The following is an 18810-nucleotide window of genomic DNA, read 5'->3' on the forward strand; positions in this document are numbered from 1 at the left end:
TTATGCCGCCGTGTTGGTCTTCATGTCCCACTTGCCGCCGGACGTACCCTCCTTGCTGGAGTCCGGTTTCTGGGCCGTGTAGTCCCACTGGACGGCAGTGAAGTTCAGCGTCAGCGTTTCGGCAGGCTTGTCGCCGCCCGATGACGCCACACTGATGCTGGACACCAGCACGTCCTTCAGCTTATACACCATCAGCGGCATTACCAGACCCGCCTCGTTGCGGCCGATGGTGACGATGCAATCGCCAATCTTGCGGCCTTCGCAGCAAGCCTGATTCAGCACCGGCGATGCCTTGTCCATGTACTTGGACACGGTGAAGTCCTGCACGCTCGGTTTGCCTGAGGTACGTTCCTTGTTACTCACGTCGCTGGTCATCTGCATGGCCACCGCATGGCTATACGACAGGCACTCAATCTTGTCGACGAAGTCCTTCAGCTGGCATTCGCCCTGAATCCCTGGCATGTCGAGAATAATGACGTCCACTTAGTTCTCCTTAATCGGTTATCTGTCTTAAGCCTCGGCTGCCGGAAGCTCGGCCACCATGCGGATCGATGCGGTCAATTCTTCCAGCTGGAAGTGCGGACGCAGGAAAACGGTGGCCTTGTACACGCCTGGCTTGGCCGGATCTTCGGTCACGTCGATCCGCGCTTCACGCAGCGGATACTGGGCCTTCAGCGCTTGCGAGGCGTTGTCGTTCACCAGTACGTAATCGGCGATCCAGTTGTTGAGGAAGGTTTCGACATTGGCACGCGAAGTAAAGCTGCCGACCTTGTCGCGCATGATGACCTTGATGTAGTGGGCAAAGCGCGAGGCCGCCAGGATGCACGGCAGCTGTGCCGACAGGCGGGCATTGGCATTCGCCAGCGCCTTGCTGTACTGGTTCGGCTTGTTGGCCGTCTGGCCGCCAAAGAAGGCCGCATAATTCTCGTTCTTCTTGTGCACCACCGCGATGAAGCCCAGGTCATTCAGTTCTTTCTCGCGCCGGTCGGTGATGGTGACTTCGGTCGGGCACTTCATGACCTGGTCGCCTTCGCCGGTATTGAAGGTATGCACCGGCAGACTTTCCACCATGCCGCCGCCTTCCACGCCGCGAATCGCAGCGGACCAGCCGTATCTGGCGAAGGCCGCCGTGCAGCGCTGGGCCAGCAGATAAGCCGAGCTGCCCCACAGATAAGCCTTGTGGCGCGCATCCGGATCTTCATTCGGCGGCGGCACGGGATTGCCGTCCTCGTCCACCTTGTAGTCGAAGTCGGCAAACTCTTCGAAGTTGAAAGTGCGCGCCGGAATGGTTTTCTCGCCATATGGCAGGCGCACCAGATAGTGCGGCAGCGTCAGCGCCACATAGCGGGCATCTTCGCTGGAACGGAAGGCGCGCCATTCGGCTGCATCAGCCGCTTCGAAGGTCTTGGACAGGTCACGCGGCGCGCCCAGGTCCGTGAAGGAACGCAGGTCGAACAGGCTAGGCGAAGCCGCCAGCAGAATCGGCGCATGGGCCATGGACGCTACACGCGCCAGCTCACGCACCAGGGTCATATCGGCCGGGCTGCGGCCGATCTCGTAATCCGCCACCATCATGCTGTACGGGTTACCGCCAAACGTGCCGTATTCCTCTTCATAGATTTTCTTGAAGAGATGGCTCTGATCCACGTCCACCGCGCGCGTCAGATCGTCGCCAATTTCGGTCTTGGTGGCATTCAGCAGGCGCAGTTTCAGGCGCGGCCCCGTTTCGGTGCCTTTCACCAGGCCATGCAGCCCGCGCCAGGAACGTTCCAGCTTCTGGAAGTCTTCGCTGTGCATCAACTGGCCCAGACGCTGGCCAATCTGACGGTCGATTTCGGCGATGGCGTCACCCATTGCTTTCAACAGGCCTTTCTTTTCATCGGCGCGGATCTTGCCTTCGGCAGTGCGCATGGCAAATTGCTGGAGCATGCCGCGCGCCTGGTCGTACAGCTTGTCGTCGCCGCCGGCGGTTTCAGGTTCGGCCAGAACCATGGCGTTGTCCGTGATAATTTTATCGAGCACCTTTTGCCACTGTGCTTTGGCGCCCTGGTCGATTGTCGCTACACTCATGTTCATCTCCTTGCGCGCTTAGGCTTGCGGCTGGTCGCCGGTATCGGGTTTCGGTGCCGGAGCAGGCGCCGGTGCCGGCGCATCGCCCATCTTCACACCCCAGGTGGCAAAGGTCGGATCGGATTTCACCTGGTCGGACAGCGCCTTGTACAGCCGGTCGTTGCCATCGATCTTGGCCATCAGGTCGCGCAATTCCTTGCGCTGCTTGAACAGGTCATCCAGGCCGGTCACATGCTCGACCAGATAATCCGGCTCGAAGTGATCCAGTTTCTTGAACGCGATATTGCCGGACAGGCCGTCGATGCCCTTGATGTCCATATTCGGCGAGATGGTTTCCATCACCTTGTCGAAATTATCGCGGTCGATTTCGATAAAGCGGCGCTTGGCCAATGGTTCCTCGGTCACGCCCAGATCGGCCAGGATGCCCACAACCATCGGCAATTCACGCTTGACGCTGGCGCCACCGGTTTCCACTTCATAGCTGATCTGAACCCGCGGCGGGCGGTTACGTTCCAACCACTTCTGACTGCTTTCGGTAGACATTGCTAACTCCCCTCTTGTGCAACGGTTGACAGGAGCACCGGTTCAGGCGCCGGCGCCGGCACTTTCACTACTAGCTGCTTAACGCTTGGCGCCGGGCGGAGGCCGGGCGCCGCGCCGCACCACATCGTCCCAGGTGCGGAACAGCGCCAACGGCAGGCCCGCCTGCGGCGCATGTTCGGGATCGGGCCGGTAGTGGCCCGAACTATTACTCCACCAGCGCAGCGCACCGCTTTCGAAATACGCTTCGCCGGCATACATCACCGGCTCCCCGCGCGACAGCACGGCGTGCCGCAGTCGCTGATGCATCCGGGTTTCGCCTTCCTGCGTGCGCACAAAGATGTAGCGCGCATTCGGCACATACAGGCCGCGGCCACCAGCGCCGCGCATGCTGTAGTTCCCGTTCCAGGACTGCAGCGTGTAAATGTCCTCCTTCCGCAAGTCCGGCATCGCCAGCGGACGCAGATTCGGATAAAGCCGCTGCTGCAGCGGATGATTCGGCTGCGGGCGGGCCGATGGCGGCAACTTAATGGCCACGCGTCCCCAGCAAGCGGTAAATCTGTTTCAGATCGCTCTCGCTATCCAGCAGCTCCTGCAATAGCTCGGCCAGCGGCATGCTGCCCCAGGCCACGGCGCGCTTGACCAGATAGGGCACTGGGCTGTGCGGCTCGGTACGCAAGAGATAGTCCGCGATTTCATCCAGTCGCCGGTAAGCTTCTTCTCGGCTGTGCGGCTGCGGGCCGGGTTCCATCACCCGCGGCGCCGGCAATTCCTGTACGCTTCCCATGTCATCCTCCTGTTCCACCTCTTCCGGCCAGGGCACACCGGCCAGCTCCTGCAAAGCCTGGAAGCATTCATCCAGCCGCAGTTCGATCCCGTTGAGGGCCACCGCCTGGTCGCCCAGGCAGCTGTCGAGTACGATCCCCAGCCGATCCAGTGCCACGGCCGCGCCATGCAACTGGATTTGCAGATCCTTGTAGAAATGTGCGGGCGTCATCGCCACCGCCGTACTGAAATGCTGGCGCGTGAGTGTGACGTCGTCTGTTCCGGCCTGACCATTGCGGCCTTTCTGCTGCGCCGGCGGCGCTGCGGACAGCTCGTTGCGCAATACCTGTCCCCATTCGGCCAAGGTGAACAAGCGTCCCGCCGGCGACGCCCCGGCGGCGATCTGGACCGATCCCAACGCAAGCGCGGCATGCTTGTTCAGCCAGATAAATGGCGCCAGCCGGTATTCGGGATCGCCGTGTTCCATGCGTGGATACAGGCCGTCCCAGAATTCTTCCAGCAGGCTGGTAATCAGCTGAAGCCCTTCGATCAGGCCCGGCAAACCATTACGCCGCAGCCATGCTTCGGTGAGCCAGGCAGCAATTTGCAAATCTTTGCTACGATGGCTTAGCGCGTCCGTGCAAAGCTGTTCGACCAAAGCCCAGTCGGCGCGTTTCAAAGGCTGTTCCCAGATCCCTTGCGGCAGGCTGCTGTCGTCTTCACGCCGCGCTTCTGAGATGCGTTGATAGATGCTGTCGTGGCGCAGCCAGTCGCCGCACGGACTGGCTGCCGAAATCGGCTTCAGAAGATTGGCGTGCTGCTCGCGCGGGGCCTGGGTAGGTGTCTGCATCATGGCCTCGCCATCAGGATGTTCTGCTCATCGCCTGGCGCCGCAATCGGGAAACGCGGGAAGACCAGTGCTTCTTTTTTCTGCGACGGCATGACGGTCATACTCAGGAAGACACGCGCCCGTTCGTCGTTTGGCATGGCGGCTTTGGCGGCGGCGCTGGTGGGCGCAGTCGGAATGTCGAAGCGCAGCGTCTCGAATTTGGCGGGGCCCATGCGCGGTACGCGCTGGCGCGCCAGCATGCGCAGCAGCGACCACGGTTCGCTGTAGCGGTAGATTACGTCGCGCCCTGTCACGCTCATGTAGCGGTCGCTGCCATCGCTGAAGGGCAAGGACGTCACATTATCGGCCCAGCGCAAGGTCAGCACCACCTGCATACCCGGCCGCCACGGCAGCATCTGCACGGCGGACTTGCTGCTGCTGGTCCAGCTGATGCGTTCATCGCCGCTTTGCAGCGTCCAGGCGACGATATGGTTGCCGCCGATCTCGCCCCCCAGCGCGTTGTTGCCATCCGATTCGCCATTACTGCCGACACGGAAGCGCACGGCCAGATCGTAGCCCGTGCCGTCGCTGCCGTCCGCTGTGGGCAGCAGCGGCGCAAGGAAGGCGCGGGCCGCACCGCTGGCGGCGATGAAGTCACGTTCACTGCCCGGACGTAGGCGTGGCAGGTCGAAACCTGCCTGGTCGTACAGCCGCAGATAAGACAGAACATCGTCCAGTTCCGCGGAATCCGCTGCACCCGCTGCGTCGGCAAACGGGAACCTCCCCGCCAGCGAGCGGCGGAACTGCGCGCGCAAGTCCATATAGCCTTTACCGGTTTCCTCGCCCGCCAGTTCGCGGCAACGCACGGCCAGCGCAGTGGCCAGCGCGCGGCGGCGTTCCGTGAAAAAGTCGCTGGCGCCGAATGCCACCGTCACCGGCACCGCAGCCGGGATTGCGTTCACTGCGCATTTTTTCCCGTCGGTGGCCGCCAGATCGCCACGGATGTAGGCGTGCAGCTGGGCCATGCGGGCATTGGGCTGCTTTTCCTGATAACGCGCCAGTTCGGCCGTGATATCGGTCCAACGCTTGGCTGAAGGACTACGCAAGCCGCCTTCGCCTGCTTCCACCAGCTTCAGGAGCGGCTGCGCGTGGCGCACCGCCGCTTCGATGCGGGCTTGTTGCGCAGCGAGATATTCCTCCAGCCCAGCGGGATCGCCGCCCGCAAAGCCTTGCGCGGCAGGATTCGGCGTTCCCTGCCACCATCCGAAGTTGCCATCGCGCGGGCGATACAGCCCGTTTTGCGTCAGGTCGCGCTCCAGCCAGCGCAAACCGTTGCTGGCCTGAGCAGCCACCATTTCATTCACGGACGCATACTGCTGCTCGATATCCAGATTATGCAAAGTGTCCAGCAATGAAGTCAGCTGTTTCTGAACCTGGCCAAGCCGCTCATAGACTTCGGCCTCATTGGGCGATTGCATTTGCGCCTTCGTCACCGCCACGGCCAGATTGTCGGCGACACGCTGGCTGGTGTAGCGCTTGAGCTCGGCCTGGAATTGGACGGGGAAGGTGCGCAGCTCCTTGTCCAGATAAGCGCGCGCTTCATCGGCCAGCACCAGATCGCCATTCAGCGTTTTAACGTCCCACAGCGGACCGGCGATCGACGGCGGAATGGGCGCCACAGGCGAAACGGGCGCCATGAAAGGCTGGCGTGCCAGCCGGTCCAAACCGGACTTCAGATTCGCCAGCTCCGGCGTAAACTCAAGATTGCCCTCGGCGCCTTTCTGCAGGATGGCATTTCCCTGGCCGCCTTCCGCGCTCAGCATGGCCAGTTCCAGGGAGTCAGCGCGGTCATCGCGCTCCTTCTTCGCCCACTGCACCAGCTCCTGGCCAATCAGGGAATTGGCGCTGGCTTTTTGCAGCACCTCGCCATAGGGCTTGCCTTCTCCGGTCACGGCTTCGTCCAGCCAGCGCAAACTGGGTGACTTCAGCCACAATCCCATATTCTGCAAGGAGGGAATCAGCTGACGGTGCTGGCCCAGCGCCTGGCCGCCGCGCAGCTGCTCGGCAATCGAACGGGCCGATGCCAATGCAGGATTATTGTCCAGCGCACGTGCATAGAACTGCATACTCTGCTGGCGGAAGGCGCATTCCACGCTCGCAGCCTGGGTTTTGCGATGGACCTCTGCGTCCTCGGGTTTGTTCGCATTGTGCAGCGCGGCCTTCAGCACGGCGCTCACGCCGTCTTTGGGCTGCTGCGGCAGATCGAAAGCGTCCGTGTAGGCTGCCACCTTAATGAGATCATCATATACGCCCTGGTGCAGGGATTGCAGCCGGTCGAGGCGTTTGCGCGCCTGTTCGAATTCTCCCGCGTCGGCCACGAATCCAGCCAGCCGCTTGAACGGCGCGCTGTCTGCCAGCGATGTGTTGGGCGTCAGCGCGTCTGTTTCGGGTGCCGGCAGCACCAGGCAGGGATGTGTTTCACTGAGGTCCGTCGTCATCGAATCGTTGACGGCGCCCGTCAGCGCCACAGCTTGCAGATTCAAGCCTTTGTCCAGCGTCCGGTAGACGATATTGGCAAGCCCCTGGCCAAAGCGCGCTTCGACGTCCTCCTCCACATGCTGCAACTTGGTCCAGCGCCAGGATGCAGGAATAGCGATATACGATAAATCGCCGCCGTTATTGACCATGGCGTCCATCAGGCCTTGCGCGCTTTCTTTGTACCAGCCGTAATCGAGGTGACCGATCTTTGCGCGCTTGGCGGCACGCTCTTCCTGCTCCATATTGATCTTGTCAACCGTGTCCGCCAGCGATTTGGCTTTCGGCTTCAGATCGTAATGTGCCCAGGTGAGTGCTCCGCCCCAAAGCAGCAGCACCACGGCGCAGGCAATGGCCCAGCGCCGTACCAGCTTGTTGCGCGACAGGATCTGTCCTCCCAGCGGACGCGCCACACCACGTTCTGGAAAGACCTTGCGCGCCAGCAGATCTCCAGCAAACCATGGCCGCGCCGGCAGCGGATCGGTGGCTGCCGAAGGATCACCACACAAATACAGTCCACGGAACATCGGCGCGGTGCTGTGCGCGTTGTCGGCAAACAGGCGCGCAGCGTATGCCCTCGCAGGAGCGCCAATGCGGTCGATGGCGCCCGGTAGCATGAAGAAGGCGTCGCTGTCTTCAATGTGCGCTCCTGCCGCGCACATTTCCGCCTGCAGGCTGGAGATGGTACGACTCAACTCCTGGAAGCCTTGAACGATCCATTCCGGACCAAACACGGCTTCCAGATCGTTTGGATTGGACCAGCCCAGCATCGCTTGCCGCAGTCCGTCCGGCAGCGCGGATGCAAAACTGGAGAAGCCTTCCAGCTGGTCGCAGCGTGTAATCAACAGATAGACCGGCAGCCGCAATCCGAACAGCGCCTGCATCTCGCCAAGACGGCGCTGGGCCAGCGCAGCCCGGCGTTCCAGTTCAATTGGCGGCCAGGCATTGGGACCGACCAGGGAATCGGCGCCTATCGTCAGCAGGATGCCATCCAATGGGCGGCGCGGACGGCGGCGCTGCAACTCGTCGGCCAGGGCCTGCCATGCCTCGGCGCCATCCTGATCGTCCAGCCCCAGATACGCCGTGTCGGCCGCCAGCACCCAACCCTGGGGCAGCTCGTGCCAGCGCAGCGGGCTGCTTGCATTCTGATCGTGTGCATCGGCGTCTTGCAGCAAAGAGGACTTGCCGGAGCCGGGCTCCCCGGCCAGCAGCACCAGCGGCGCGTTGTAAGCAGGTGCGCCCTCTTCCTCGCGGCCGGCAAAGGCGGCCCGTACTGCCGGGGCCAGCCCCGCAGCCGCCGCCAACGGCCCATCATCGCTCTTCGGCGCCGTACCGCTTGGCGTGCCGAGCGCGCGACGCCGCGCCAGCCGCAGCACATACCAGCCGAGAAAGACAGCCAGCAGCAGCGCCAATACCAGTCCGACAATGCCGGCGATTTTCATTGCACCGTTCCTTGTGCCTGCTGTCTGGCAGGCGGAGTCAATTTTGCGGACAGCGCACTGGTATCGGTTTGCCAGACGATTTGCGACGCCAGCAGCATACCCAGCACAGTCAGCACAAAGTAAGCTGCCCAGCGCCGCGGGTTCGGCAGCAACCGCGCGGTGACGCCGGCCAGCGTGTGACGATACGGTTGCGGCATCAGGCGCGGTCCGAGATCGGCCATGGCATCATCCTGCAGTCCGGCGAACACGGTGTCCGGCCAGCGTCCGTAAGCATGGCGGTATAGTTCGCGGCGCCATCCCTGCAGGGCTGACGTGCCACCTTCCTGTTTGCGGTAGCGCCCCTGGAAACCCATGGACAGCGCCATCAGATACAGCAGCGCCATCTCGCGCTGCACTGGCGGCTGTTCCTGTAGCAGCAGCGAGATGCGGTCGAAGATGCGCTCACCGGCGCAGCGCGTGCCGTAAATCTGGAACTCCAGCGGACAGGCCACCCACTCCTTGCGCTGCGGCCAATCCGGCATGGCGATCAGCGCCTCGTCGGCCAGCGCAACTTTCAGGTAGCGCGCCGCTTCGGCCTGATCGCGGCCATGACGCCCGCCCAGTTCCAGAGCCTGTGCGCTTTGGAGATCGATCACATTGCGCACGGTCTGGCCAAGCTGCAGTGCGTTCGGCAAGTCGGCTTCACCCTCAGGTCCCGCGAGTAAAGGCTGGGCAGAAGCGGCCAGGGTGCGCTTGATGCGCACCAGCTCTTCGTGGAAGTCCAGCAGCTGCTCGATGAGGTAGCTGTCGTCCCGAGCCGCAGACATCATGGTTTGCGCTCCGTTGCAACCAGCAGCACCACTTCATCCGGCACCGCGCCGCCCTGCACTTCGATCACCAGCTTTTGCCCTGCGCGCACCAGACCCGCTTCAGGCTCGACGGCAAACAATGCCGTTCCCGCCGTACGCAGGCCCTGCACGTCGATCGCATTGGCCGGCCCGTTCACGGCGGACATCGGGTCCGGCTCCGCAGCCAGCAGCACCAGGCCGCCGCTGGGATCGATGCCGTAGCGCGCCGCGCCACGCACGCGCCGTTCACGCACGTCCTCCAGCTGGCCCGACGAAACGATGGTGGCGGAGGCCATCCAGCGTTCCGCCTGTTCCGGCGAAAGTCCGCGTACACCGACCAGCAGGACCTGCCGTGTTTCCGCGCCCTCACTGGCGTTCAGGCTTGGTGCAGGCCAGCCCTCCAGCATATCCGTATCCATCAACAGGCTGAAGCCGTGGGTGTTACGGTCAAAGGCCAGCTCGGTGCAGCGGCGCTCGATGGTGTCCAGCCGGGCGTCGATCAGACCGAACAGCGTGTCGAAGGTCCGTCCGGGATTACGATGCAGATAAGGCGGCACATCCGGCGTCGCTTCGGCCAGATTGCGCAGGATCGCGACGCTGCCCAGCACATGGCACAAGGCCATATACAGCTGTAGCGGTGTGACGCCATCCAGCGTGAGCGTACCGCCCAGTTGCGGCATGCCGCTACTGACGCAATGCAGTTGTTCGCGCAGTTCAAGGCGGCGCAGCCGGTCACCGCATTCGGCCGCGACCGCCGCCAGCTGACGCTCGGTTTCGCCCAGCCGGCGATACAGCGCGATGCCGCGCGAGCGCAGTGACGACTGGCCGTCCAGCGGCATGAAATCGATGTCCAGCAGCGGCGGCAGGAAAGGCTCAATTTGCAGCTGCTGCTTTTCGAATTTCAGATTCAGCAAAGGCAGGTGCACTTCGGCGGCAGGCGTCAGATCCGCTTCCGCCACCAGGCGTGCATTGGGGCGCACGCGGCACAGATCGGAGTCATCACGCTCCACGCTGCGCAGACGCGCCCGGCCCGCAACCTGTGCATCGACCGGCACTGCCAGATAAATCGGGCAGCGCGCACCCGGCGCGCGCAGTGCTTCGATCATCACATCGCTGATCACCAACTGCAGCGGCGCATGCTGGTCGCCGTGTGTCACGAGCAGACCGTCCGGCATCACCGCCTCCAGCTGGGATACCGCAACGATGTTCTGCGCCAGACGCCCCGGCTGCAGCTCCAGGCGCCGCACGCCCCAGGCGTACTGGAAACCGCTGCGCACGTGGTAAGCCACCAGCTCTTCCTGGCGCTGGGTCAGCTGCTCGAAATGGAGGGGGGCCAATAACAGTCCGTCATGCCACAGGATGGCATCCGCAGGAATGGCCACCCGGTCGGTGCTTGTCGCTCTCATGCTGCTGCGTCTCCCTGTCTGGCGCCGCCTGTGGCGGCTATCGTTTTATCAGGACTGGCTGCTGCAATGCATCTCGGGTGGTGGCCGCTGGGAAGGCTTGCCCTTCTCCTGCGGAATCGCGCGCCAGTCCTCGCGCGCCAGGGAAATCACACCGCCATCGCGCCAGCCATCGATGCGCGCACGCCGTTCGCCATCCGCCAGTCCGGCGAAGACGAAAACGGCCAGCGCGCGCTGCCCATCGAACAGCGCCGGCGGCAGGGAGAATTCGCTTGAGGGAGGAAGTTCGCAGCGGTACACACGCATGGCATCGGGATAGCTCGCCGCAAGCGCAGGGCCGGAAGGGAACCACTTTCCTTCCGGCGCCATCAGGCGCTGTTCGAGCGCCGCGTCCGATACCAGCACAACATCCATGACCACAGGACTATTTCGGTTTGCGTCTGGCGCCGCGAGCACGCGCACGTCGCCGAGCTTGAGCTTCGGTGGGCCGCCGAATAGCGAGCAGCCGCCTAACACGACGCATCCCAGGCAGCTTGATATGAGTTTCAGAGATCGCATGAACCGGATAAATAAGCGCCTGGTCAACATTGCGTTTTCGATTGGAAATCATATTGTGCGCACAAAAGATTTCGAGAAATCTATCGCAATGTCACTGCTACAAAATTTATTGGTCCTTGCAGAATGCGAGTTATAAGCAGGGGCTATTGATTCAGATCAAACGAAGGCCAATCCCCCAGTTCCTCGATGTTCTTCCATGCGAGAACGCAAGCGCGCGTGGAATCCATGCCCTGGAAAATGGCGGCCTCAGCCCAGCGCCTGCGCAATAGTCCGACCAGCGGGCGGCCTTCCTGATTGATCCATTTACGCATCTCCGCCGACACGCCTTTGTAATCGCCCGAGTTCAGCCGCGTGAGCATGGTGGACTTGGACAGATTGCCTGCGCCGAGGTTGTAGGTCCAGGAGATCAATGCCGCAGCCTGGCACACCTGCAGCTTCACCTGCACACGTTGCCGCACATCCTTCGCGGCGCCCAGCATGTCGCGCCGCAGAAGTCCTGTCGCCTCGTCTTCGGTGATGGATGGAGTCATCGGCGTGACCGGATGACCGTTGACATCGACAATGGTGCCGTAGCCGATAGTCCATGTGCCACCTGGAAGATCGCCGTTGTCGTCGTAGGGCTTGGCGTAGAAGCCTTCGATGCGTTTTACGACCGCCGTTGCGGACAGCGGTACGTCACCTTCCCATTGAGACTGTTCGATAGTAGCCATCGCATCCTCCATGTGTGGTTGGAAAGACTTCTACCACCATGGATCAGCCAACGCAACAATAGTTCAGCCGATCAGCGCCGTAACGCGGCGATTGCAAAATTGGCGATGGCGTGCAGGGTATCCTGGCCGGCGCCCGCCTTGGCGCTAATCTTCATACCTGCCAGCGTTGATGCGATGAAGGCCACCGCATGGGGAATATTCGTTTTTGCCGGCATCTCGCCTGAAGCAACCGCATCGCGCAAAACCCGCTCAACTGCGCTGTTCAGGACCGCACTGCTGGCATCGCGCAGCGCAGTGACTTGCAAATCAGTGTCACCGAATTCGCACACGGCATTCACGCCCATGCAGCCTTTGGCGTTGTCCTTTTCCGGACGCGCGGCGAAGGTGTAGAGCATCTTCGCGATGCCATCGATCGCCGTGCCGGATTGAAGACTGCGCAGCAGTTCCGCGATGCTGCTTTCGTTGTGATGCTGGAGCGCTTCGAGATAGAGAGCATGCTTGTCGCCGAAGGTGTCGTACATGCTCTGGCGGCCGATCTGCATGGCTTCCAGGAGGTCGGCCGTGGACGTGGCGGCATAGCCCTTCAGCCAGAAGACGGCCATGGCCTTGCTTAGCGCGTCTGCGCGGTCGAACTCTCTGGGTCTTGCCATGATGCTCCTCGTTTATGCAGTGTAGCCGCCGTCGATGGTCAGGCTGGCGCCCGTGACATAGCCTGCTTCCGGTCCCGCCAGATAGGCGACCATGGCGGCGATTTCTTCGGGCTGCCCGACGCGGCGAACCGGAATCATACTCTGAAGCGCTGCCGCATGCGGACCGTCGGATGGATTCATATCCGTTTCGGTCGGGCCGGGCTGCACATTATTGACCGTGATGCCGCGCGGCGCCAGATCGATTGCCATGCCGCGCACCATGGCCGCCACTGCGCCCTTAGTCATCGAATACACACTGGACGTCGGGAAGCCCACGCGCACCGAAGCGATACTGCCGATCGAGATAATGCGACCGCCATCTTTCATATGGGACACGGCGGCTTGCCCCGCCACGAACAGGCCGCGCACGTTGACGTCCACCATACGGTTGAAGTCTTCCAGCGGATAGTCTTCGAACTGCGCCAGACGCAAAATGCCGGCGTTATTGACGAGGATATCCAGCCGGCCAAAGTGTTCGCCTGCGCGATTCACGGCGCTACGCACAGCGGCAGGATCGCCGCTGTCGGCCTGTATGGGCAGGGCCTGGCCGCCATCCCGCTCGATTTCGGCGGCAAGCGCGTTCGCGGACTCCGCCGACGCGGCATAAGTAAAGGCCACCGCCGCGCCTTCGCGCGCCAGGCGCCGTACGATGGCCGCGCCGATGCCGCGGGTGCCGCCCATCACCAGAGCGACCTTGCTATTGAGGGTCATGTTCATTTTCATCCTTAATTGACTGATTGATCCAGAACAATATACGCATTCTGGATCAATCAGTCAAGTTAACAATGAGATGACTATGGACGCCACTTCCGAAGCAAATAGTAAGCAGCGGGAACGACCAGCATCGACAGCAGCGGTGCGGTCACCATGCCCCCTACCATGGGCGCGGCGATACGTTGCATCACTTCGGAGCCGCTGCCATGGCCGAACATGATCGGCAGCAGGCCGGCCACAATCACGGCGACTGTCATGGCTTTCGGCCGCACACGCTGAAGTGCGCCCTCTTCGATCGCCGCGCGCAACTCACTGTCCGCAGTCTGTCCGGCCTGCGCCCGTCCGTGCCAGGCCTGCTTCAGATAAAGCAGCATGATCACGCCGAATTCTGCCGCAACACCCGCCAGCGCAATCATGCCCACGCCACTGGCAACGGAGAGATGATGACCCAGCATCCAAAGCAGCCATACCGCCCCTGCCAGCGAGAACGGCAGTGTTCCCATGATCAGCAAGGCTTCATCGAAACGGCCAAAAGTCGCGTACAGCAGCAGGAAGATAATGAGCAAGGTCGCGGGGACCACTACCTTAAGCCTCGCCGTTGCGCGTTCAAGATATTCAAATTGCCCCGACCATGCGATCGAGTAGCCCGCCGGCAGCCGTACTTGCCCGGCGACGATGCGCTGCATGTCGTTCACGACGCTGCCCAAGTCACGATCGTGAATGTCAACGTACACCCAGCCGGACAAGCGGGAGTTTTCACTCTTTAGCATTGGCGGCCCATCGTCAACGCGAATGGCCGCCACATCGCCAAGACGAATCTGAGCCCCGCGCGGTGTAACCACCGGCAGATCGCGCAATGACTGAAGCGAATCGCGCCACTCGCGAGGGTAGCGCAGGTTGATCGGAAAGCGCTGCAAGCCCTCGACGGTTTCACCAATGTTCTCTCCGCCGATGGCTCCAGCGACAACGCTCTGGACGTCAGCGACATTCAGACCGTAACGGCCTGCCGCGTGGCGGTCGATATCGATGTTCACGTATCGCCCGCCGGTCAGCCTTTCAGCCAATGCCGAACGCACACCCGGCACACCTTTCACTGCCTGTTCAATTTGTGCGGAAATACGGTCGATTTCCGTCAGGCTTGCGCCGGACACCTTGACGCCGACCGGGCTCTTGATCCCCGTGGCCAGCATATCGATGCGGTTGCGCACTGGAGGCACCCAGATATTTGATAGCCCAGGTACTTTGACGACACGGTCAAGTTCCTCGACGAGCTTTTCCGGTGTCATACCGACACGCCACTGTTCGCGTGGTTTGAAGCGGATAGTGGTTTCGAACATCTCAAGCGGCGCTGGATCGGTCGCCGTCTCTGCCCGCCCTGCCTTACCGAAAACGCTGTCCACTTCGGGAACCGTTTTGATCAGCCGGTCCGTCTGCTGCAGCAATTCAGCAACCTTGGCAATGCTGATGCCCGGCAGTGCGCTCGGCATATACAGCAGATCCCCCTCATCCAGCGGCGGAATGAATTCGCCGCCCAGCCGGGACAGGGGCCAGGCCGATACAAGAGCAAACAATGCGGCCGCAACCAGCGTCACACGGGGAGCGCGCAAGACCGCATTCAGCACGGGAGCGTACGCCGCGGCCAGCCAGCGGTTCAGGGGATTGCTGGTTTCTTCAGGTACTCGTCCACGTATCAGAAGCCCCATCAGCACGGGTACCAGCGTCACCGACAGTGCTGCACCGGCGGCCATCGCGTACGTTTTCGTGAACGCGAGCGGCGCGAACAGTCGTCCCTCCTGCGCCTCCAATGTGAACACTGGGGTAAATGACAGCACAATGATCAGCATCGACAGGAACAGTGCCGGCCCCACTTCCACTGCAGCGTCGCCAATCACACGCCAGTGTTCCGTACCTTGCAACGGCATCTCTGGATGGATGTCATGCCAGGCCTCGATGTGTTTGTGCGCATTCTCGATCATCACCACTGCCGCGTCGACCATGGCGCCAATGGCGATGGCAATGCCGCCGAGCGACATGATGTTGGCGTTCACGCCCTGGTAATGCATGACCAGATAGGCCGCCAGCACGCCAAGCGGCAATGTGACAATCGCCACGAGCGCCGAGCGCGCATGGAACAGGAAAAGTCCACACACGACGGCGACCAACACGAATTCCTCGATCAGTTTATGCCGCAGATTCGACACGGCATTGCGGATCAGATGGGAGCGGTCATAGGTCGTAACGATTTCCACGCCGGGAGGCAAGCTGGCCCGCAGCTGCGCCAGTTTGGCTTTCACCGCGTCGATGGTTTCCAGTGCATTCTTCCCGGACCGCATGACAATCACACCGCCCGCCACTTCACCCTCGCCGTTCAGCTCCGCCACGCCACGTCTCGCCTCAGGACCGACATGAACGGTCGCCACATCGCCCAGCGTCACAGGAACGCCCGCGCCGGTTGCGTTCAGTGGAATCCCGCGGAATTCCTCCAGCGATTTCAGATAACCTCCGGCCCGCACCGCGTATTCCGCTTCCCCCATTTCCAGTACAGAGCCGCCGCTTTCCTGATTGGCACGCTGCACTGCCTCGACCACCTGGCCGTGCGTGATGTTCAGAGAACGCATACGCTGTGGGTCAAGCTCGATCTGATATTGGCGCACCATGCCGCCAATACTCGCAACCTCGGCGACATTGGCAACGGTCTTCAGCTCGTACTTCAGGAACCAGTCCTGCAAAGCGCGCAGCTGGCCCAGATCCATTCTGCCGCTGCGGTCAACCAGGGCGTATTCGTAGATCCAGCCAACACCCGTGGCATCCGGACCAAGCGCCGGACGTGCTTGCGCTGGAAGACGCGATTGCACCTGATTGAGATACTCCAGTACACGCGAGCGTGCCCAATAAGGATCGGTATGATCGTCGAACAGCACATACACGAAGGAATCGCCGAAGAACGAATAGCCGCGCACAGCTTTCGCTCCGGGCACCGACAGCATGGTGGTCGTCAGCGGATACGTCACCTGATTTTCAACTATCTGCGGCGCCTGGCCCGGATAGGTTGTGCGAATGATTACCTGCGTATCGGAGAGATCGGGAATGGCGTCCAGGGGCGTACGCAGCAATGCCCATATCCCCCATGCCGCCAAAGCGATGCAGGCCACCACCACCCACCAGCGGCAGGCAATGGACCAGCGGATGATGCGTGCGATCATTTATCCGCCTCCCTGCCTGCTCCCAGTCGCGATTCCGCGCCGCGCAAGCTGGCCTCCGAATCGACCAGGAATTGCCCCGACACGACCACGCGCTGCCCGGCACGTAATCCCTTGCGTACTTCGGTTTCTCCTCCGGTTTCCGAGCCAAGATCGACTTCCACCGCTTCGAAGCGGCCCTCGCCGGAAACAACGAAGACGACATTACGTTTGCCGGTCCGGATAACCGCTTCGGACGGAATCAACAGCACTTCAGCTGCGGTCGGGGACGCAAAGCGCACGCTGGCGAACGTGCCCGGCGCCAGTCGTCCACCGGGATTGATGACATCGACGCGCACTTTTCGCGTACGCGTCGCGGCATCAATATCGGGCAACACTGCGTTTACCTTGCCCGTCAGGGTCTCTCCGGGCAGTGCATTCGAATAGACAGTTGCAGCCGATCCCGGCGCAATTTGCCCGCCGGCGCTTTGCGGAACATCCGCCACAACCCAGACCGACGCCGTGCCGTTCAGACGGAACAGCGTGGCGCCTGGTCCAACGCTTGCCCCTTCGCGCACGCCAAGCTCCGCGACCACGCCGGACGCGGGGGCAATGACCGCCACGCGCGGCTGAACCGTGCCGCTTCGTACAACCGACTGAATCTGTCCTTCGCTCATTCCGGCCAGCCGCATGCGCTGAAGCGCCGCTTCGGCCACGCCCTGCATGCCTTCCGCCTGGAGTTTTCGCGCCGCCAGGTATTCCTCCTGCGCGGCGACAAATTCAGGCACATAGAGCTCGGCCAGGACCTGTCCTTTGCGCACTTGGGCCAATGGCGTTCGCACCTTGAGTCGTTCGACAATGCCGGCACTGCGCGCCTGAACGACAACGGCCTGGCTCTCATCCCATGCCACCGCACCCGGCGCCTCCAGCATGCCAGCCAGTTGGCCTTTCTTCACCTCGGAAGTGCGCAGGCCCAGGTTCTGGCGTGTACGGGAATCGATCGCTACACCGCTGGCCGCGCTGTCTTCGGCATAGACAGGCACCAGCTGCATTTCCATGAAGGGTGACTTGCCGGGTTTGTCGAAATGCTGGCCCGGCACCATCGGATCGTGCCAGTACAGCACCTTCTTGTCAGCCGGGGCGGCCGGGGCAGGCTCCCTGCCGCTATCATGGCGGGAACCAGCCCAGTAACCGGCGCCGACAGCAGCTGCTAAAGCCAAAGCGCCACCGATAAGAGAAACGCGTTTCATGGCTGCTCTCCTGCACTGTAATAACTCAGACTGACCCAAGCTTTCGCGACAGCCGCATCTGCGTCCAACGCTTGCAGGCGAACATCCAGCTCCGCCCGGCGCGCTGCCAGCAGATCAGCCAAAGCGGCTTTGCCGCCGCGGTATTCAGCCAGTACCGCTTCCTGCCGCAGTTTCGCCAGCGGCAGGATGGCCTCCCGAAATTGTTTTGCACTGGCCAGATTCGCTAACCATTCTTCGCGCTGGATTAGCGCTGCCGCACGCCATTCCCGCTCGGCTTCCTCATGCGCCGCGGCAGCCTGCTCCTGTAATGCCTGGCGCGCAGCAATCTCGCGGTGCTGGCGATGGGACCGGTCCCACTGCAAGGGCACGGAAATGCCGAATGAGATCATGTTTGGATAGCTGGGACCACGCTGTTGAAAGGACACGTCCACCGTCCAATCAGGCTTCTCTTCAGCGCGTGCAATGGCCGTGTCGGCGCGTGCGACATCCTCTTCGCGCTTCAGAGCCTCCAGATGCGGGTGATGTCCCACCGTTGCCGCTTCGGCGTTCTCGATGGGCGGCATCGGCACCAGATCTGCGGACGGGTCTTTGCCAATCCAGCGCGCCAGATTCAGCCTGGCAGCGCGCAACCTGCGTCCGGATTCGATGCGGCGGGCGCTGACCTGAAGCAGCGCTTGCTGCGCTGCGACCACATCGGGCAGAGTGGCGTGGGCGCCGCGCTGGGCGGCTTGGGCTGCCTCGATCTCCATCTTAGCCTGCGCTTCAAGGGCTGCAAGCAATTCATCGCCTTGCGCGGCAAAATACAGCTCAACCCAGGCCAGGCCGGCATCGCGCCGAATTTGAGCGGCAACGTTGCGCTTTATTGCCTCCTCTTTTTCCGCCTCCGCCTCAAAGCGCTCCGCACGGCGGCGACGTTTCTCGGCATTGGTGAATTCCTGGGATACGCTGATGCGGCGCATGGTCATGAAATCGGCGCCCAGCGAATAACGGTCGGCGCCCGACACCGGCACGTTTTCGACGCCGGCTTTGAGTACCGGATCGGGCAGGCGGCCGGCGGCAACGGCCATCTCGCGCGCCGCCATCGCAGCGAAGTCTTGCGCCGGAATGGCGCGGGAATGGGCCAGCGCCTGGTGCTGAGCCATTTCAAGCGTCAATGGCGCTGCATCGGCCATGGCGTGATGGACCTGGACGAACAGGGAACACGCGCAGGCAAGCGCGCGTAAGGAAGTTTGCATGGTAAAACAACTCCGAAAACGTTAATCACGCGCGCATCGCTCTGGCGATGGCGCACTGTCATAC

The 18810-nt window shown here is 62.1% G+C and carries 15 protein-coding genes; all 15 read right to left on the bottom strand.

Annotated features, from left to right (window positions below):
- Positions 1-483: an Hcp family type VI secretion system effector gene (locus tag AB4Z19_RS07255; RefSeq protein ID WP_442034820.1), complete on the bottom strand. Its 483-nt coding sequence runs from the start codon at positions 481-483 to the stop codon at positions 1-3.
- A gap of 27 nt (positions 484-510) precedes the next feature.
- A complete protein-coding gene (gene tssC / locus AB4Z19_RS07260) occupies positions 511-2070 on the bottom strand; it encodes a type VI secretion system contractile sheath large subunit (protein WP_442034822.1) in 1560 nt (519 codons plus the stop codon).
- Positions 2071-2088: 18 nt separating this feature from the next.
- Entirely contained in the window at positions 2089-2613 is a 525-nt protein-coding gene (tssB, locus tag AB4Z19_RS07265) for a type VI secretion system contractile sheath small subunit (RefSeq protein ID WP_442025057.1), read from the bottom strand.
- Positions 2614-2691: 78 nt separating this feature from the next.
- On the bottom strand, positions 2692-3147 hold the full coding sequence (locus AB4Z19_RS07270; RefSeq protein WP_442025059.1) for a hypothetical protein: 456 nt from the start codon (positions 3145-3147) through the stop codon (positions 2692-2694).
- The gene (gene tssA / locus AB4Z19_RS07275) at positions 3137-4228 is read right to left on the bottom strand and encodes a type VI secretion system protein TssA (protein ID WP_442025061.1); all 1092 of its coding nucleotides are present in this window, start codon (positions 4226-4228) and stop codon (positions 3137-3139) included. The genes AB4Z19_RS07270 and tssA overlap by 11 nt, the downstream gene beginning before the upstream one ends.
- On the bottom strand, positions 4225-8181 hold the full coding sequence (locus tag AB4Z19_RS07280; RefSeq protein ID WP_442034824.1) for a type VI secretion system protein: 3957 nt from the start codon (positions 8179-8181) through the stop codon (positions 4225-4227). The genes tssA and AB4Z19_RS07280 overlap by 4 nt, the downstream gene beginning before the upstream one ends.
- Positions 8178-8990 carry a DotU family type IV/VI secretion system protein gene (locus tag AB4Z19_RS07285; protein ID WP_442027726.1) on the bottom strand — a complete coding sequence of 271 codons (813 nt, stop codon included), beginning with the start codon at positions 8988-8990 and terminating at the stop codon, positions 8178-8180. Before AB4Z19_RS07285 ends, AB4Z19_RS07280 begins: the two co-directional genes overlap by 4 nt.
- Positions 8987-10414 carry a type VI secretion system baseplate subunit TssK gene (tssK, locus tag AB4Z19_RS07290; protein WP_442027725.1) on the bottom strand — a complete coding sequence of 476 codons (1428 nt, stop codon included), beginning with the start codon at positions 10412-10414 and terminating at the stop codon, positions 8987-8989. Before tssK ends, AB4Z19_RS07285 begins: the two co-directional genes overlap by 4 nt.
- Positions 10415-10462: 48 nt before the next feature.
- On the bottom strand, positions 10463-10927 hold the full coding sequence (locus AB4Z19_RS07295) for a hypothetical protein (RefSeq protein WP_442034826.1): 465 nt from the start codon (positions 10925-10927) through the stop codon (positions 10463-10465).
- A 185-nt stretch (positions 10928-11112) separates the two neighbouring features.
- Entirely contained in the window at positions 11113-11679 is a 567-nt protein-coding gene (locus AB4Z19_RS07300; protein ID WP_442034827.1) for a lysozyme, read from the bottom strand.
- Between the two features lie 71 nt (positions 11680-11750).
- Positions 11751-12329 carry a TetR/AcrR family transcriptional regulator gene (locus tag AB4Z19_RS07305; protein ID WP_442024875.1) on the bottom strand — a complete coding sequence of 193 codons (579 nt, stop codon included), beginning with the start codon at positions 12327-12329 and terminating at the stop codon, positions 11751-11753.
- 12 nt (positions 12330-12341) lie between these two features.
- Entirely contained in the window at positions 12342-13085 is a 744-nt protein-coding gene (locus tag AB4Z19_RS07310; protein WP_442024877.1) for a 3-oxoacyl-ACP reductase family protein, read from the bottom strand.
- A 77-nt stretch (positions 13086-13162) separates the two neighbouring features.
- Positions 13163-16285, bottom strand: coding sequence for an efflux RND transporter permease subunit (locus AB4Z19_RS07315; protein WP_442034828.1), 3123 nt, complete (start codon positions 16283-16285; stop codon positions 13163-13165).
- Positions 16282-17511, bottom strand: coding sequence for an efflux RND transporter periplasmic adaptor subunit (locus AB4Z19_RS07320; RefSeq protein ID WP_442024881.1), 1230 nt, complete (start codon positions 17509-17511; stop codon positions 16282-16284). Before AB4Z19_RS07320 ends, AB4Z19_RS07315 begins: the two co-directional genes overlap by 4 nt.
- Positions 17508-18746, bottom strand: a complete 1239-nt coding sequence (locus AB4Z19_RS07325; protein ID WP_442024883.1) for a TolC family protein — start codon at positions 18744-18746, stop codon at positions 17508-17510. Before AB4Z19_RS07325 ends, AB4Z19_RS07320 begins: the two co-directional genes overlap by 4 nt.
- Between the last annotated feature and the right edge of the window lie 64 nt (positions 18747-18810).

The organism is Pseudoduganella sp. RAF19 (genome assembly GCF_052114165.1).
Taxonomy (GTDB): domain Bacteria; phylum Pseudomonadota; class Gammaproteobacteria; order Burkholderiales; family Burkholderiaceae_D; genus Rugamonas.